The following is a 16,505-nucleotide window of genomic DNA, read 5'->3' as shown; positions in this document are numbered from 1 at the left end:
GTCATTGACCTAACTGACGGGGTTGCCAATCTTTAACCACCAATGTGACGTCCAGCTCCGGGCCATGTAGCTTGACCCGCTCGGGCAGCCAGAAACCGTTCTGCTCGACGTAGCTCAAATACTCAATTTTCCAGCCGTCCTGTTCCAGGTTCGCCAGGCGACTGTCGGCATTCAAGGTCACACGGCTTTTACTGCCGGGGGCAGGCAAGCCGCGTACCCACCAGACCAGGTGCGACACTGGCAGGCTCCAGCCCAGTTGTTCGCCCAGTAATTCTTCCGGGGTTGGTGCTTCATAGCGTCCCTGATTGGCGACTTCCAGGCTGACTTTTCCGGGGCGGCCGGTCAGGCGGGCAGCGCCCCGGCCCAGCGGCCCCGAGAGGCGGATGTCGTAATAATCCTGACGCTGCAGCCAGAACAGGGTGGCGCTGCCCGAGTCTTTAGGTGCGCGAATCCCGACCTTGCCGTTGATTTGCCAGCCGTCGAGTTGGGTCAGTTGCTGTTTATGTTCCGACCACAAGGCCGGGCTGCCATGGCCTTCAACCGATTCGCGGGCACCAAAACCCGCGCAACCGGCGAGCAGGGCGATCAGGCCAAAGGCAATAAGATGGCGCAGATGACGAAAAAACATGATTTAAAGATTCTCCGATCCGGTCAGGCGCAATACGGTTTTGCGCAGGATTGGGCTTTCAGGGTTTTCTTTAAGGAACTTGCCCCAGATCTGCTTGGCCTCGCGCTGTTTGCCATTGGCCCACAGTACTTCGCCCAGATGCGCAGCCACTTCCTGGTCCGGGAAACGTTCGAGGGCCTGGCGCAGCAATCGTTCAGCTTCATCCAGATTGCCAAGGCGGAAATTCACCCAGCCCAGGCTGTCGAGCACTGCTGGGTCGTCCGGGTTCAAGTCGTAAGCTTGCTGGATCAGCACTTTGGCTTCGGCATAGCGGGTGGTTCGATCTGAAAGCGTATAGCCCAGCGCGTTCAATGCCATTGCATTGTCCGGTTCGCGCTTGATGATTGCGCGCAGATCGCGCTCCATTTGCTCCAGATCGTTACGTTTCTCGGCCAGCATGGCGCGTGAATAGAGCAGGTTCAGATCGTCGGGATACTGTTTGAGTGCTTGTTGCAGGACATTCCAGGCGCGATCAGTCTGATTGTTTGCAGCCAGGGTCTCGGCCTCTATCAAGAACAGCTGAATGCCGTAGTCCGGCTGGGCATCACGGGCCGCGGCCAGTTTTTTCGAGGCTTCAGCCCCACGGCCGTGACTGACAAGAATGTCGGCCTGGCGCATTTGTGCCGGCAAGTAGTCATTGCCCGGGCCAACCAGGGCATATTCGGCGAGTGCACCCTGGGGGTCATTACGCTCTTCGGCAATGCGGCCCAGATTCAAATGGGCGGAGTCGACATGGCTGTCGCGCTCAATCAACTCTTCCAGATAGCCTTGGGCTTCGTCCCACTTTTTACCTTCCAGGGCAATCAGGGCCAGAGAAAAGCGCAGCTCATCGTCTTCCGGGTACTGCTCGGCCAGGCTGGTGAACTGGGCTTTGGCCTCATCCATGCGGTTCTGTTCGATCAGGGTGCGCGCGTAGGTCAGCCCCAAACGTTTGTCATCGGGGTACTGGCGAATGCTTTTTTTCAGCAGCGGCAGGGCTTCGTCACCGCGATTGAGGCTTTGCAGCAAACGGGCCCGCAATAACACCGGGGCAACTTCACCATCCTGAGGCGGATTCTTTTCCAGCAACTTGAGGGCGCCTTCAGCGTCACCGTCCTGTTGCATCAGCAAGGCCTTGCCGAAAATCAGCTGGCCATTGTCCGGGTGCTTGACCAGCAGGCGATCAAAGCTTTTCTGCAGGCCTGCACGGGTATCGGCATCTGTTTCTGACGCCGACAGGGCTAAAAAGTCGAAGTGTGTATCGCCTTTGGCCTGCAGGACTTTCTCCATGTACACCATGGCATCGTCATAGCGACCATTGCGCGCCAGTTGAATGGCAGCCGCACGTTGGGCCTCAAGATCGTCCGGCGCGTTTTTAGCCCAGATCAGCGATGTATCGAGAGCGGCCTGATCGGCGCCCAGGTACTCGGCAATCCGCAAGGCGCGCTCGGCAATGCCGGGATCTTGCGTATTGATCGCCTGGGTGACGTAGTTGTCGAGAGCGATATCCAGACGGTTACGTTGGCCGGCCAGCTCCGCGCCCAGCAGGCTGTACAGCGTTTCTTCGCTGAACGAGCCATAAACCGTGGGTTTTTCCGGAGTGGAAGTAGCCTCTTCAGCCGGCGATGAATCATCCGGTGACGTGGGGGCCAAAGCCTGGCAGCCACTGAGAAGGACGAGAGAGAGGAGCAACGCGGAGGATCTATTCATATAGGAGAAGGGCGACTTACCTGCGGTCTGGGCATCATGACACATGCGATAGGGCAAACCCTAACAGCTGCGACTATCGATATCAGAGTCAATTGATGCGGGATAACTGGGCTTCAAGAGACCTTAACTATAGAGACAATAGTCAGCAATGGTTGTTCTCAATCTGGCGAAGTAGGACAATTGCCGGCTTCTCGTCATCATCAGCGATCTTGAATGGCCTTCCTCGCACTCGGTATTAACCACAAGACTGCTTCAGTAGACGTCCGCGAGCGCGTGGCTTTTACTCCCGAGCAGTTGGTTGAGGCCTTGCAGCAACTCTGCCGACACACCGACAGCCGCGAAGCTGCGATCCTCTCCACCTGCAATCGCAGCGAGCTATATATAGAACAGGACCACCTCTCGGCAGATTCGGTGCTGAAGTGGCTGGCCGACTATCACAATCTGAGCCTCGAAGAGTTGCGCGCTTGTGCCTATGTCCATGAAGACGACGCTGCCGTTCGTCACATGATGCGTGTGGCTTCAGGTCTGGATTCGCTGGTGTTGGGCGAACCGCAGATTCTCGGCCAAATGAAGTCGGCCTATGCCGTGGCGCGTGAGGCTGGCACGGTCGGACCTTTGTTGGGGCGGCTGTTTCAGGCGACGTTCAATTCGGCCAAGCAAGTGCGCACCGACACCGCGATCGGCGAAAACCCGGTATCGGTAGCCTTTGCCGCCGTGAGCCTGGCCAAGCAGATTTTCAGCGACTTGCAGCGCAGTCAGGCCTTGCTGATTGGCGCGGGCGAGACCATCACCCTGGTCGCCCGTCACCTGCATGACCTGGGGGTAAAGCGCATCGTCGTGGCTAACCGTACGCTGGAGCGCGCCAGCACGCTGGCCGCACAGTTCGGGGCGCACGCGGTGTTGTTGTCGGACATCCCCCAGGAGTTGGTGCACAGCGATATCGTCATCAGCTCTACGGCCAGCCAGCTGCCGATTTTGGGCAAGGGCGCGGTTGAAAGCGCCTTGAAACTGCGCAAGCACAAACCCATTTTCATGGTGGATATCGCCGTTCCCCGCGATATCGAACCAGAAGTCGGCGAGCTCGACGACGTTTACCTTTACACCGTAGATGACTTGCACGAAGTGGTCGCTGAAAACCTGAAAAGCCGTCAGGGCGCAGCCCAGGCGGCGGAAGAGCTGGTCAGCATTGGCGCTGATGAGTTCATGGTGCGTTTGCGCGAGCTGGCGGCAGTGGATGTGCTCAAGGCCTACCGCCAGCAAAGCGAGCGCCTGCGTGATGAAGAACTGCAAAAAGCCCAGCGGATGCTCGCCAATGGCAGCAACCCTGAAGACGTGCTGGTACAACTGGCACGTGGCCTGACCAATAAATTGCTGCACGCACCCAGCGTGCAGCTGAAAAAGCTTTCCGCCGAAGGCCGCCTCGATGCGCTGGCCATGGCCCAAGAACTTTTTGCCCTCGGTGAGGGCTCATCGGATAGCTCTGCGGATAAAAAATAGTAATGAAAGCGTCACTGCTGAATAAGCTGGACATCCTCCAGGACCGTTTTGAAGAACTGACCGCGTTGCTTGGCGATGGCGAAGTCATCTCTGATCAGACCAAATTTCGTGCCTATTCCAAGGAATACTCGGAAGTAGAGCCCATTGTCACAACTTACGGGACGTGGCTCAAAGTCCAGGCCGACCTTGAGGGCGCCCAGGCGTTGCTCAAAGATAACGACCCTGACATGCGCGAAATGGCGGTTGAAGAAGTCCGCGAAGCCAAAGACCGGCTGCTCGAGCTGGAGCAAGACCTGCAGCGCATGCTGTTGCCCAAGGACCCGAATGACGGGCGCAACGTATTCCTTGAGATTCGCGCCGGAACCGGCGGTGATGAAGCGGCAATTTTTGCCGGTGACCTGTTTCGCATGTACTCGCGTTACGCCGAGCGTCGTGGCTGGAAACTGGAAATCCTGTCGGAAAACAGCGGGGAGCATGGCGGCTACAAAGAAGTCATCGCCCGGGTTGAAGGTGAGAATGTTTACGGCAAGCTGAAGTTCGAGTCGGGCGTACACCGTGTACAGCGGGTCCCGGCGACAGAATCCCAGGGCCGTATCCACACTTCCGCGTGCACTGTGGCGGTATTGCCGGAGCCGGACGAGCAGGAAGCGATTGAGATCAACCCGTCCGACTTGCGTGTCGACACCTATCGCTCTTCGGGCGCCGGTGGTCAGCACGTTAACAAGACCGACTCGGCCATTCGTATCACTCACTTGCCATCGGGCATCGTGGTTGAGTGTCAGGAAGAGCGTTCCCAGCATAAAAACCGGGCACGGGCGATGTCCTGGCTTTCGGCTAAATTGAATGACCAGCAAACCAGTGCCGCGGCCAGCGCCATTGCCAGCGAACGAAAATCGCTGGTGGGTTCGGGGGATCGTTCTGAACGCATCCGCACTTACAATTTTGCACAAGGGCGGGTGACCGACCATCGTGTCAACCTGACCTTGTATTCGCTGGATGATGTACTGGCTGGCGGCGTCGATGCCGTTATTGAGCCGTTATTAGCGGAATTTCAGGCTGACCAACTGACAGCCCTGGGTGAGTAAATGACCATTATTGCCAGCTTGTTGCGTGCCGCAGAACTCCCGGATTCACCCTCGGCCCGCCTGGATGCGGAACTGTTACTGGCCGCAGCCCTGGGCAAGTCGCGCAGTTACCTGCACACATGGCCCGAGAAAATTGTCAGCAGCGAATCGGCCTTGACCTTCGCCGAGTACCTGCTGCGTCGTCGTGCCGGTGAGCCCGTGGCCTACATTCTGGGGCAGCAGGGTTTCTGGAAGCTGGACCTTGAAGTCGCGCCCCACACACTGATTCCCCGTCCTGACACCGAACTGCTGGTCGAGACCGCACTGGACCTGCTTCCCGCCAGCCCTGCCAGGGTGCTTGATTTGGGTACCGGCAGCGGGGCAATTGCCCTGGCCCTGGCCAGTGAGCGCCCGGCGTGGCATATCACGGCGGTAGACCGGGTGCTGGAAGCCGTAGCGCTGGCTGAGCGTAATCGTCAGCGCTTGCAGCTCGACAACGTCCATGTACTGACCAGCCACTGGTTCAGTGCGTTGGACGGTCAGCGCTTTGACCTGATTATCAGCAACCCGCCTTACATTGCTGCGGGCGACGTGCATTTGGGGCAGGGCGATGTGCGTTTCGAGCCTGAAAGCGCCCTGGTCGCCGGTGTCGACGGCCTGGACGACATACGCGAAATTATTCAAGCCGCCCCGCAGCACCTGAATGCAGGCGGGCAGTTGATGCTTGAGCACGGTTACGATCAGGCCGCGGCCGTTCGCCAGCTATTGCTGGACGCAGGTTTTGAACAGGTAGAAAGCCGCAAGGACCTGGGCACCCACGAACGCATCACGTTGGGCCGCCTGCCGTGCTGACCGATGAGGAACTGTTGCGCTATAGCCGACAGATCCTGTTGCAACAAGTCGATATCGAAGGCCAGCTGAAGCTGAAAAACAGCCGTGTGCTGATCATCGGCCTGGGCGGGCTGGGTTCGCCGGTTGCGCTCTACCTGGCGGCAGCCGGGGTTGGCGAGTTGCATCTGGCAGACTTCGACAGCGTCGACCTGACCAACCTGCAGCGCCAGATCATTCATGACACCGCCAGTATTGGCCAAAGCAAGGTCGACTCGGCCCTGAGTCGCCTCGCGGCGATCAATCCGCAGATCAAACTGGTTGCACACCGTTCGGCACTGGATGCCGACTCATTGGCCCATGCCGTGTCTGAGGTGGATCTGGTACTCGATTGCTGCGACAACTTCGGTACGCGTGAAGCCGTGAACGTCGCCTGCGTTGCGGCACGCAAACCTCTGGTCAGTGGCGCGGCAATTCGCCTGGAAGGGCAGCTGTCGGTGTTTGATTCACGCCAGCCTGCGAGCCCTTGCTACCACTGCTTGTATGGTCACGGCAGTGAAGATGAACTGACCTGCAGCGAAGCTGGAGTAATTGGCCCGCTGGTAGGGCTGGTGGGCAGTCTGCAGGCGCTCGAAGCCCTTAAATTACTGGCAGGTTTTGGTGAGCCGCTGGTGGGACGACTGTTATTGATCGACGCCTTGGGTGCGCGGTTTCGCGAGTTGCGGGTCAAGCGTGACCCGGCGTGCAGCGTATGCGGTACGGGCCATGAGTGAAGCACCGATTGGTGTTTTTGACTCTGGTGTCGGCGGCTTGTCGGTACTGCGAGAAATCCATGGGCTGCTGCCCGATGAGTCGCTGCTGTACATCGCAGATTGCGGGCACATCCCTTATGGAGAAAAAAGCCCCGAATTTATCCGCCAGCGCTGCGCCGTAATGGCTGATTTTTTTCGGCGCCAGGGTGCCAAAGCCCTGGTGCTGGCCTGTAACACGGCCACCGTGGCCGGCGTTGCGCAGTTGCGTGAGTGTTATCCCGATTGGCCCATCGTCGGTATGGAACCGGCGGTCAAACCGGCCGCGGCGGCCACCCGCAGTGGTGTGGTGGGGGTGCTTGCGACCACCGGTACCTTGCAGAGCGCCAAATTTGCCGCCTTGCTTGATCGTTTTGCCAACGACGTTCGGGTAATCACCCAGCCATGCCCGGGGCTGGTGGAACTGATTGAAACCGGTGACTTGCACAGTGATGCCTTGCGAACGCTATTGCGCAGCTATGTTGAGCCGCTGGTGGCGGCCGGTTGCGACACCATTATTCTGGGCTGCACCCATTACCCCTTCCTTAAGCCCTTGCTGAGCCAGATCCTCCCGCCTTCGATCATCCTGATCGATACCGGCGCCGCCGTGGCCCGTCAGCTCAAGCGGTTATTGAGTGAAAGAAGCCTGCTGGCAGCGGGCCCTGCCCGGCAAACACAGTTCTGGACCAGCGCCTCCCCAGAGCACATGGAAAATATCTTGCCGCTGTTGTGGAATAAATCTGGGACTGTGCAAAGCTTCGGCTTGTGAAAAAAGTGTGAAAAGGTTCAAGGCAGTTGAACTTTCGGGCGTTGACTGGATTCTTAGCGCTTGCCTGTGAGGCACATAACAATGATCTGTGGATATGGAAGCGGGATTTTCTTATGAAGCGATTTTTTTGCCTGGCTGCGCTGGCAGCAACTGTTCTGGGGCACAGCTACACGGCACAAGCGGCCGGTATCGAGTTTGGGGTCGGGCATACCAGCGAATCGACCATGACCTATCGTCTGGGCTTGAAGTCCGACTGGGATAAAAGCTGGCTGCAGAGTGATGTCGGTCGTCTGACTGGGTATTGGGATGGGGCTTACACCTATTGGGACGGTGACAAGTCCTCTTCGAGCAACAGCTTGTCGTTCTCGCCTGTATTTGTGTACGAGTTTGCCGGCGAAACGGTCAAGCCATACGTAGAGGCCGGTATCGGGCTCGCACTGTTCTCCCGTACCGAAGTTGAAGGCAACAAGCTGGGCACGGCTTTCCAGTTCGAAGATCGCCTGGGTTTTGGCCTGCGCTTTGCCGGTGGGCATGAAGTGGGTATTCGGGCGACTCATTACTCCAATGCCGGGCTATCGACCACCAATGACGGTGTAGAGAGCTACGCCCTGCATTACACGATGCCTTTGTAACCGGCGCACCCTGTAGGAGCGAGCTTGCTCGCGAGCTTTTCAGCGCGATATCCAATACCGCAAACCGCTCGCGAGCAAGCTCGCTCCTACAAGGGATCAAGTCGTTATCGATAGGCCGTCGTGATGCCTTGACGCTCGTTCAGGCATTCAACATCACCCATTTCGAACTCGCGGCAAATCAACGGACGCTTTTCGTAGATGGTGCACATCATGGTGTTGCGATCCAGCGCTGCGCACCAGCCATCATCGAGGCGCAGCATGACCTCGCCGCCCCAGTCATCGGTGTCGATAAAGCGCTCGGGCACGCCGGTGTCGGTGATCAACATCACTTCCAGTTGGCAGCAGCATGCCGCGCACGTCGAACAGGTGACGGCGGGTTCGGTAATTTCGGTCAGGGGGATGTTGGTCATAGGCGCGCAGTGTAAGGCAGAGCAGCTGTCAGGTGTAAAACCGCTGACAAACCGCCTTGGATCTCTTGTAGGAGCGAGCTTTTTGTTGCTGCGATGAAAAAGCTCGCGAGCAAGCTCGCTCCTACAGACAGCTCGCTCCTACAGACAGCTCGTTCCTACAGATAAGTGCGCTCCTGCTGGGGGGGTGTCTGTTTACCCGCGAGCCATTGCAGTGCCGGAAACAATCCGGCCCAGATCACGGCCAGCATTGCCAGGGTCGGCCACAGCCCGAAACCGAATTGCACCGCCCCCAGTCGTTGTCCGGCGTAATACGACATTGGCCCGCCAACCGCGCCAAGCAGCATTGCCCGCCACAGCGGTCGTGCGGTCCAGGCCAGGCAATGGTTCAAGGTGGTGGCCAGTAATGCCCAGAGCAGCACCAGCCAGAACGGGATCAAAATCCCCTCTTGGCGGAACTCAAAGACCCCGGCATTGAGCAATAGGCTGTCCACCAGGGTGCCGAGCAAGCAGACGTAGATGATCAAGCGGGCTTGTGCCCACGATCGACTTATCCACAGACCGTTTGCCAGCAATGCGCCTGCCGCTACCAGTAACCACAGGCTATTGCCGCCCAGTACACAGGCAAACCAGCCCAGCTGAAACAGCACGGCGTTGGCCAGTTGCCGTTTAAGGGCAGGGCTAGGCATCAAAGCGACCGAGCAAGGGTTGCGGCATGGCACCGGGCTTGGCCAGCAGCAATTGCGCGGTACCTATGCTGCGCTCGAGAAAACCGCCTTCGCAGTAGCACAGATAAAATTCCCACAGGCGCAGGAAGTATTCGTCATAGCCCAGCTCTGTCAGGCGGCCGTGGGCATGACGAAAGTTCTCATGCCACAGACGCAAGGTCCTGGCGTAGTGCAGGCCAAAATCTTCCATGTGCATCAGGTTCATATCGGTATCGCGGGTGACGATCTCGAGCATTTTCTGCACGCTGGGCAATGCGCCGCCGGGGAAGATATAGCGCTGGATAAAGTCCACGCTGTTCTTGGCTTGCTCGTAACGCTGGTCGCGAATGGTGATGGCTTGCAGCAGCATCAACCCTTGGTTCTTGAGCAAGTGCGAACACTGTTTGAAATAGTTGGGTAAAAAATGATGGCCGACCGCTTCGATCATCTCGATGGACACCAGTTTGTCGTACTGCCCGGTCAGATCCCGGTAGTCCTCCAGCAGCAAGGTCACCTGATTCTGTAGTCCCAATGCATCAATGCGCTCACGGGTGTAATCGAATTGCTCCTTCGAGAGTGTGGTGGTGGTCACTTTGCAGTGGTAATGCTGCGCGGCAAAAATGGCCATGCTGCCCCAGCCTGTGCCGATTTCCAGCAAGTGGTCTTCGGGTTTGAGGTCGAGTTTCTGGCAAATGCGTTGCAGTTTATTCAGTTGAGCTTGTTCCAGGCTGTCGTCAGGGCTGAGGAATTGAGCCGCTGAATACATCATGGTGGGGTCGAGGAACTGCTCGAACATCTCATTGCCAAGGTCGTAATGAGCCGCAATGTTTTTTTGCGAGCCTTTGCGGGTATTGCGATTGATCCAGTGCAGGCCCCGTATCAACGGGCGTCCGAGGCTGGCAAGGCCACTTTCCATGGCGTCCAGGACTTGCAGATTGCTGACCAGTACCCGGATCACTTTGGTCAGGTCGGGCGAGCTCCAGTATCCGTGGATAAATGCTTCGCCAGCGCCAATAGAGCCGTTGCTGGCGATCATCCCCCAGACACTGGGGTCGCTGACGTGCACTTCGCCGATCATCGCAGCGCTGCTGTCGCCGAACTGATGGTGCTCGCCATTTTCAGTCACCACCAGTTGGCCGTGTTGCAGCTGGCTGAGTTGACGCATGACCCCGCGCCGCAGCAGTACGCTGGTCAGATTGTAAGTACTCAGACGTGAGGTTTTGCTCACCAGGCTAGGGCTTTTCATGACGTTTATCCTTGGGTTGCAGGGCGGCAATGCGAAAGGCGCCGTCGGCGGCCTGATGGGAAAATATCGGCGTGCGTTTAAGAAACAGGCGTAAGGCTTGCCAGTAGATGGCCAGGCAAGTCTTTGCCGTCATCCATGGAAATTGCCTCAAATAGCGATGCAACCCGGCACGATCGAGCGCGCTGCGCTGCAGATTGAGGGTGGCATCGAACATTTTCAGTTCACCCTGCCAGTCCGCCATATGCACCCCGAGTCGTGCCGCAGGCGGGCTGAAGCTCATGCGGTATTCCAGATCGCGGGGCAGAAAGGGCGACACATGAAAGGCCTTGGCCACCGCGAAGTGCTGATGACTGTCGCCCTCGGCGGGGAGCACGTAGTGATAGCGCTCGCGCCATGGGGTGTTGCTGACTTCGCACAAGATGGCGGCCAGTTTTCCGTCTGGCTCATGGCAATAAAAGAAGCTCACCGGGTTGAAGGACAGGCCCCAGCTGCGAGCTTGAGTCAGCAAGCAGATGGCCCCTTGCGGGGTATGTCCGAGGGCCTGGCCGACTTGTTGGCGCACGGCATCGATCAGGCGCATGCCGGTCCGGGTGTAGGTCTTGAGGTAATCGGTTTCGCGAAACGAGAACGGTGCAAAGCGGCTTTTGCCCGCCAGAGGTGACAGCCCGAATACAGCGTCCTGTTCGTCCAGATCCAGATACATCAAGCCGATCTGATAGCGGAACGCATGGCTGGTGGGAGCAAAGCGCCGGTGGGCGATCCAGCCGCTGTACAGGGCGCTGTTCATAAGTGCTGACCGAACGCTGATGCGACACGTAATGCACTGACTACCCCGTCCTCGTGGAAGCCATTGGCCCAGTAAGCGCCGCAAAAATAGCTGTGCTGTGTGCCCAGCAATTCTTTCCAGCGCGCTTGCGCGGCTACGGCATCGAGGCTGTATTGCGGGTGCGAGTAGGTGTAAGTGGCCAGCACTTTATGCGGATCAATGGCGGCGGTCTGGTTAAGACTGACGCAAAACGTTGTCTCGCTCTCGATCCCCTGCAGGATGTTCATGGCGTAAGTGACTGCGGCACCGCGTTGTCCGGCATCACCCAGTCGGTAGTTCCAGCTGGCCCAGGCCAGTTTTCGCTCAGGCAACAGTCGGGTATCGGTATGCAGTACTACTTCGTTATCGGCGTAGGGCAGGGCGCCGAGAATTTGCTGTTCTGCGGCGGTTGGCCGGGCCAGTAGCTTTAATGCCTGATCGCTGTGGCAGGCGAAGATCACTTTATCGAAACGCTCACTGCCTGCACGGCTGTGGATAAGTACGCCGAGCGCGTCACGTTCAACCGCCGTAACCGGACAGTTGAGGCGGATTTTTTCTGAAAAACCAGCACTCAGTGGCTGTATATAAGCACTCGAACCGCCTTCGATCACTCGCCACTGCGGGCGATTGGTAATGCTCAGCAAACCGTGGTTCTTGAAGAAGCGAATAAACGACTGCAGCGGAAATTCCAGCATGTCCGCCAGTGGCATGGACCAGATCGCTGCGCCCATCGGCACAATGTAGTGCTCGATGAACCGGGTGCCATAACCGTGCTGTTGCAGGTAGTCACCCAACCGGGTGTCGCTGGCAATGCGTTGCTCATGCAGGTCGCGAACGGCCTGGCGATTGAAGCGCAGGATATCGCGCAGCATGCCCCAGAACCCGGGTGATAACAGGTTGCTGCGCTGGGCAAACAAACTGTTGAGGGTGTTGCCGTTGTATTCGAAATTGCGCTGGGGATCGCGCACCGAGAAGCTCATCTCAGTGGCTTTTGAGCGCACCCCCAGTTGATTGATCAGTTTGATGAAGTTGGGATAGGTCCAGTCGTTGAACACGATGAAGCCGGTATCAATCCCATAGGTACGTCCCTTGATGCTGACATCCACTGTATGGGTATGCCCCCCCACCCAGTTACTGGCCTCGAACACGCTGATGTCGTGCTCCTTATGCAATAGATAGCCACAGGTCAGGCCGGAAATACCGCTGCCGATGATTGCAATTTTCATGTTGGAGTCTCGTCAGAAGTGCGCGCCAGACGCTTGCCAATGGCCAGTTGCAGGCGGCCGGGCAGACGAGACATCAGCTTGAGGATGAGGATAAATAGCCAGGGGAAAGCGATTTCCAGCGGGCGTTTTTCCAGACGCTGGCTAATGTGCCGCGCGGCTTTGAGTACCGGCCAGCGCATGGGCATGGGGAAGTCGTTTTTCTCAGTCAGCGGGGTATCAACGAAACCGGGGCTGACCAGGGTGACATCTATGCCCTCATGGGCCAGATCGATGCGCAGCGACTGCAGCAGGTAACGCAGCCCGGCTTTCGAGGCGCCATAAGCTTCGGCCCGTGGCAGGGGCCAGTAAGTCACGGAACTGACCACTCCCACCAGATGCGGTCGTACACCTGCGCGCAGCAAAGGCAGTGCACTTTCAAGGCAGTAACTGCTGGCCAGTAAATTGGTGCGTACGACACGCTCGACCAGGGCTGCGTCAAAGTGCCGGACATCGACATATTCACAGGAGCCGGCATTGAGAATCACGGTGTCCAGCGCGCCCCAGGCTTGCGCGATGCGCTTGCCGATTTCGCGCACTTGCAGGCTGTCGGTCAAGTCACCAGGCACCAATAGGACCTGGCCCGGATAACGGTCGGATAAAGCCTGCAGAGGGGGCAGGGTACGGGCACTCAATGCCACATGCGCCCCACTGCTCAGCAGTTCTTCAGCCAGGCGGGCGCCAATCCCGCTGCTGGCTCCGGTCAGCCAGATACGCCGGGTCTCAGTCATCACACACCTCATAGAGCTGATGCGTAGGCAGATTTTTGAAGGCGCTGAGGGCCCGCTCGCGGCTGTGTTTCAAGTCGACTATCGGCTGCGGGTAGTCGGCAACGCCAAACAGGCCGCCAGCACTGGCCGGGTTGTGGACTTCCTTTTTATTCAGCGTTGCGAGCTCTGGCAGCCAGTGCTTGATGAAGCGTCCTTCGGGGTCGAAGCGCTCGGACTGGCTCAGCGGGTTGAAAATTCTGAAGTAGGGAACCGAGTCGGTCCCGGTGGATGAACTCCACTGCCAGCCACCGTTGTTGGCTGCGAGGTCACCATCAATCAACTGCTGCATAAAGAAGCGCTCACCCTCGCGCCAGTCGATCAACAGGTTTTTGGTCAGAAACATCGCCACCACCATCCGCAGGCGGTTATGCATCCAGCCGGTTTCGAGCAGTTGGCGAATGGCCGCGTCTATGATCGGGATGCCGGTGCGGCCTTCTTTCCAGGCTGCCAGCTCCTGCGGGGCGTCACGCCAGGGCAGGAACTCGGTGGCAGGCCTGAATGCGCGGTGCCGTGAAACCCGTGGGTAGCCCACAAGAATGTGTTTATAAAACTCGCGCCAGATCAGTTCGCTGATCCAGGTCGCGGCACCGACACTGCCGCTTTCAAATTCGCCGTTGTTGCTGAGCAGTGCGGCATGCAGGCATTGGCGTGGTGAGATAACGCCTGCTGCCAGGTAGGGCGAAAGCTGGCTGGTGCCAGGTTTGGCAGGTAAGTCGCGTTCTTCTTTGTAGTAGTGGATTTGCTCATCGGCGAAGCGTGCCAGGCGCTCCCGGGCTTCTTCTTCCCCGGCCGGCCACAGTGCACGCAAGGATTGGCCGGGCCGGGCAAAGCCGGTAACAGATTCAGGAACGGCATCCCGGACAATGGACAGCGGCGCCTGTGTCTGTGGTTTGGCCACGATGCCCGGCAGTCCCGTATGCAGGCGCTCATAGCAAACCTTGCGGAACTGGCTGAAGACCTGAAAGTACCCCCCGGTTTTGGTCAGCACGCTGCCGGGCTGAAACAACAGTTGGTCGAGGTAGCGATGAAAGCCGATGCCTTGGGCGTCGAGTGCGCAGGCGACGGCCTGATCGCGCCGGGTTTCATGGATGCCGTATTCATCATTTACATGAACATCCTGAATGCCCAGTTGTTGGCACAGTTCAACAAGCACCGCGGGGGCCTGGTCCCAGGCGGGTGCGCTGCGAATCAGTAACGGGATATGCAGTTGCTCGAGGCTGTCACTCAGGGCGCTCAGGTTACGCAGCCAAAAGTCGACTTTGCATGGCGCGTCATCATGGGCCAGCCATTGCTCGGGGCTTATGAGGTACACGGCCACAGTGGGGCCGCGTGCAGCAGCGGCGCTCAGGGCAGTGTTGTCGCTTTGGCGCAAATCGCTGCGCAGCCAGATCAGTTGCATGTTTATTCCTTGGGGCTAGAAGAGTCCGAGCTGGCTGAGTCGTTGATGGGCTTCAAGCGGATCAACAGCCAGGGACAATCCTGCGATTTCAGTAGTACTTACGGCCAACTCGGCGCTATGGATGCATACCGTCGGTCCGGCAATCAGGACCGGGCAATTGATGCCACCGAGTAGCTTCGGCAACTGCCGGGGGTTGAGGGTTTGGCTTGAATAGAGCACCACGGCGGGGCAATTGAGGCGCTCAACCGCCAGGGCCAGTTCACCGCTGGGCAGTGGCCCGTCGAAGACTTCAACCGGGCAATGGCTGCTGCTGACCAGCCAGGCCGTGAGCCATAGCTGTGCCTCAAAAGGCTGGGCCGAATGATTGATCAGCAGCACGGGCTTGCCCTTGAGCGAGCGGTTGTTGTGATAGATACGGGCGCCCAGTTTGCTGCGCAGCCAGGAGTTGAAAAATACCCGCTCCAGTTGTGCCCCGAACTGGCCCTGCCAGCGTTGTTCCAGCTCGTTTAAAAGCGGGATCAACAGTTGTTCGCACAGTGTGTGGGCCGGATACAGCGACATGACCTGATTAAAATTGTCATCGAGCCTGCGCTCTGACAGCTCAGTGATCGCCAGCGTCAGGGTCTGGCGCCATGCCTGCCAGTCGTTGTCGACGGGGGCGTGCCAGGCGGGGGCTGCGTCGAGCAGCGGCATGACCTGACTGACTGAGACCCCGCGATTAAGCCAGGTCAGAATCTGCTGGATCCGCTGGATATGCGTGTCCGAAAACATGCGATGGCCCTTGGCGGTACGGTGCGGGACGATTAGGCCATAACGACGTTCCCAGGCGCGCAGGGTCACGGCATTGACGCCTGTGATACGGGCTACTTCGCGTATCGGCAGCCAGCCGGCTTCCAGGGCCTGGTTGTAGTCAGGGGCTGGAGAACCGGTCACCGAAAGGTCTTTGCTCATGTTCATATCGCATTGCGCAGGCTGAGGTTTTCCGGGTGCGGTTGCAGGTATACCTGGCGCGATATGTAGGGATCCGGATGCAGGCGAAAATGATGCTTGAGCAGTGTCAGCGGCACGATCAGCGGCACAATGCCGTGCAGGTACTGGCCAATCAGGTATTGCACTTCTTGCTTGTCTTCGGGGCTGATGGATTGCTTTAGATAGCCGCTGATGTGTTGCAGCACATTGGTGTGAGTGCGACGCGTGGCGCATTTTTTCAGGGCTTTCATCAACTCGCTGAAGTACTGAGGGGCGATCTCGCGGGGATCATTTTTGCCCAGATTGCCGAGCATGTTGCCCAGGATTTTGTACTGTTCGGGGTGGTGGGCCATGAGCTGGTATTTGTAGCAGGCATGAAATTCGGTCAGGGAACGGCGGGTGATGCCGGCTCTGAGTAATTGCTGCCAGGTGCTATAGGCGTAAACCCGGGTCAGAAAGTTTTCACGCAATACCGGGTCGTTGAGGCGGCCATCTTCTTCCACGGGCAAGTCGGGGTGGGCCGCGCAAAACGCTTGTGCGTAAATCCCCCGTCCGCTCAGCTCTGCGGGGCGTCCACCGTCCTGATAGACCTTGACTCGCTCGAGTCCGCAAGACGGCGACTTTTGCATGAAGATGTAGCCGCAAATGTCTGTGTGCGCTGCGGCCATGGCCACACCGTAATCGTGTAAAGGCCGGGTTACGTCCAGAGAGCTGTCGACACTGCCCACGGCCTGCGGTTGGGCAGGGTCGCCGATCAGGCGGATGGGCTGGCGCGGAATGCCAAGCCCGATGGCGACTTCGGGGCACAGCGGGACGAAGTCGAAATGTTCACTCAGGGCCTGGCTGCACAGTCGCGACTCTTTGTGCCCGCCGTTGAAGCGAACTTCGGCCCCGAGCAAGCAGGCGCTGATGGCGATTTTCGGTTTTTGACGGGCTGAGATGTCGCAGGCCATGGGATGAGTCTCCAAGAATTACTTGTACATCTTTGTTTGGATGTACAACTTGA

Annotated in this window: 17 protein-coding genes; 6 read left to right on the top strand and 11 right to left on the bottom strand. The window is 58.3% G+C overall.

Features of this window, described 5'->3' with window-relative positions:
* Position 1 precedes the first annotated feature (1 nt).
* Positions 2-628 (bottom strand): lipoprotein insertase outer membrane protein LolB, encoded by a 627-nt coding sequence (gene lolB / locus ACP7BO_RS08110; protein WP_060695184.1) that lies wholly within the window; start codon positions 626-628, stop codon positions 2-4.
* 3 nt (positions 629-631) lie between these two features.
* Complete coding sequence (locus ACP7BO_RS08105) at positions 632-2,356, bottom strand: tetratricopeptide repeat protein (protein ID WP_073509537.1); 1,725 nt, start codon at positions 2,354-2,356, stop codon at positions 632-634.
* Between the two features lie 213 nt (positions 2,357-2,569).
* Here ACP7BO_RS08105 and hemA point away from each other — a divergent pair, with 213 nt between their 5' ends.
* From hemA to ACP7BO_RS08075, 6 genes are all read left to right on the top strand, one after another.
* Positions 2,570-3,853 carry a glutamyl-tRNA reductase gene (gene hemA / locus ACP7BO_RS08100; protein WP_397454801.1) on the top strand — a complete coding sequence of 428 codons (1,284 nt, stop codon included), beginning with the start codon at positions 2,570-2,572 and terminating at the stop codon, positions 3,851-3,853.
* Between the two features lie 2 nt (positions 3,854-3,855).
* Positions 3,856-4,938, top strand: coding sequence for a peptide chain release factor 1 (gene prfA / locus ACP7BO_RS08095; RefSeq protein WP_397454799.1), 1,083 nt, complete (start codon positions 3,856-3,858; stop codon positions 4,936-4,938).
* Positions 4,939-5,769: a peptide chain release factor N(5)-glutamine methyltransferase gene (gene prmC / locus ACP7BO_RS08090; protein WP_426209471.1), complete on the top strand. Its 831-nt coding sequence runs from the start codon at positions 4,939-4,941 to the stop codon at positions 5,767-5,769. It abuts the gene before it with no gap.
* Positions 5,763-6,518, top strand: a complete 756-nt coding sequence (locus ACP7BO_RS08085; protein ID WP_397454796.1) for a molybdopterin-synthase adenylyltransferase MoeB — start codon at positions 5,763-5,765, stop codon at positions 6,516-6,518. Before prmC ends, ACP7BO_RS08085 begins: the two co-directional genes overlap by 7 nt.
* The gene (gene murI, locus ACP7BO_RS08080) at positions 6,511-7,302 is read left to right on the top strand and encodes a glutamate racemase (protein ID WP_426209469.1); all 792 of its coding nucleotides are present in this window, start codon (positions 6,511-6,513) and stop codon (positions 7,300-7,302) included. The genes ACP7BO_RS08085 and murI overlap by 8 nt, the downstream gene beginning before the upstream one ends.
* A 113-nt stretch (positions 7,303-7,415) precedes the next feature.
* Complete coding sequence (locus ACP7BO_RS08075) at positions 7,416-7,934, top strand: acyloxyacyl hydrolase (RefSeq protein WP_426209467.1); 519 nt, start codon at positions 7,416-7,418, stop codon at positions 7,932-7,934.
* A 104-nt stretch (positions 7,935-8,038) separates the two neighbouring features.
* Here ACP7BO_RS08075 and ACP7BO_RS08070 read toward each other — a convergent pair whose 3' ends face one another.
* From ACP7BO_RS08070 to ACP7BO_RS08030, 9 genes are all read right to left on the bottom strand, one after another.
* Positions 8,039-8,344 (bottom strand): YkgJ family cysteine cluster protein, encoded by a 306-nt coding sequence (locus tag ACP7BO_RS08070; RefSeq protein WP_003439808.1) that lies wholly within the window; start codon positions 8,342-8,344, stop codon positions 8,039-8,041.
* Positions 8,345-8,499: 155 nt separating this feature from the next.
* Entirely contained in the window at positions 8,500-9,030 is a 531-nt protein-coding gene (locus ACP7BO_RS08065; RefSeq protein ID WP_426209465.1) for a DUF2878 domain-containing protein, read from the bottom strand.
* Positions 9,023-10,294 (bottom strand): class I SAM-dependent methyltransferase, encoded by a 1,272-nt coding sequence (locus tag ACP7BO_RS08060; RefSeq protein WP_426209463.1) that lies wholly within the window; start codon positions 10,292-10,294, stop codon positions 9,023-9,025. Before ACP7BO_RS08060 ends, ACP7BO_RS08065 begins: the two co-directional genes overlap by 8 nt.
* A complete protein-coding gene (locus ACP7BO_RS08055) occupies positions 10,281-11,081 on the bottom strand; it encodes a DUF1365 domain-containing protein (protein WP_397454791.1) in 801 nt (266 codons plus the stop codon). Before ACP7BO_RS08055 ends, ACP7BO_RS08060 begins: the two co-directional genes overlap by 14 nt.
* Positions 11,078-12,325 carry an NAD(P)/FAD-dependent oxidoreductase gene (locus ACP7BO_RS08050; protein WP_426209461.1) on the bottom strand — a complete coding sequence of 416 codons (1,248 nt, stop codon included), beginning with the start codon at positions 12,323-12,325 and terminating at the stop codon, positions 11,078-11,080. Before ACP7BO_RS08050 ends, ACP7BO_RS08055 begins: the two co-directional genes overlap by 4 nt.
* The gene (locus ACP7BO_RS08045; RefSeq protein WP_426209459.1) at positions 12,322-13,092 is read right to left on the bottom strand and encodes an SDR family NAD(P)-dependent oxidoreductase; all 771 of its coding nucleotides are present in this window, start codon (positions 13,090-13,092) and stop codon (positions 12,322-12,324) included. Before ACP7BO_RS08045 ends, ACP7BO_RS08050 begins: the two co-directional genes overlap by 4 nt.
* A complete protein-coding gene (phrB, locus tag ACP7BO_RS08040; protein ID WP_426209457.1) occupies positions 13,085-14,530 on the bottom strand; it encodes a deoxyribodipyrimidine photo-lyase in 1,446 nt (481 codons plus the stop codon). Before phrB ends, ACP7BO_RS08045 begins: the two co-directional genes overlap by 8 nt.
* A 15-nt stretch (positions 14,531-14,545) precedes the next feature.
* Positions 14,546-15,481, bottom strand: coding sequence for a MerR family transcriptional regulator (locus tag ACP7BO_RS08035; protein WP_426209455.1), 936 nt, complete (start codon positions 15,479-15,481; stop codon positions 14,546-14,548).
* Between the two features lie 2 nt (positions 15,482-15,483).
* On the bottom strand, positions 15,484-16,452 hold the full coding sequence (locus ACP7BO_RS08030) for a YbgA family protein (RefSeq protein WP_397454784.1): 969 nt from the start codon (positions 16,450-16,452) through the stop codon (positions 15,484-15,486).
* Positions 16,453-16,505 lie beyond the last annotated feature (53 nt).

This window comes from Pseudomonas sp. TWR2-1-1, assembly GCF_049897045.1.
GTDB lineage: Bacteria > Pseudomonadota > Gammaproteobacteria > Pseudomonadales > Pseudomonadaceae > Aquipseudomonas > Aquipseudomonas versuta.
This window is presented reverse-complemented; position numbering and strand designations above follow the sequence as displayed.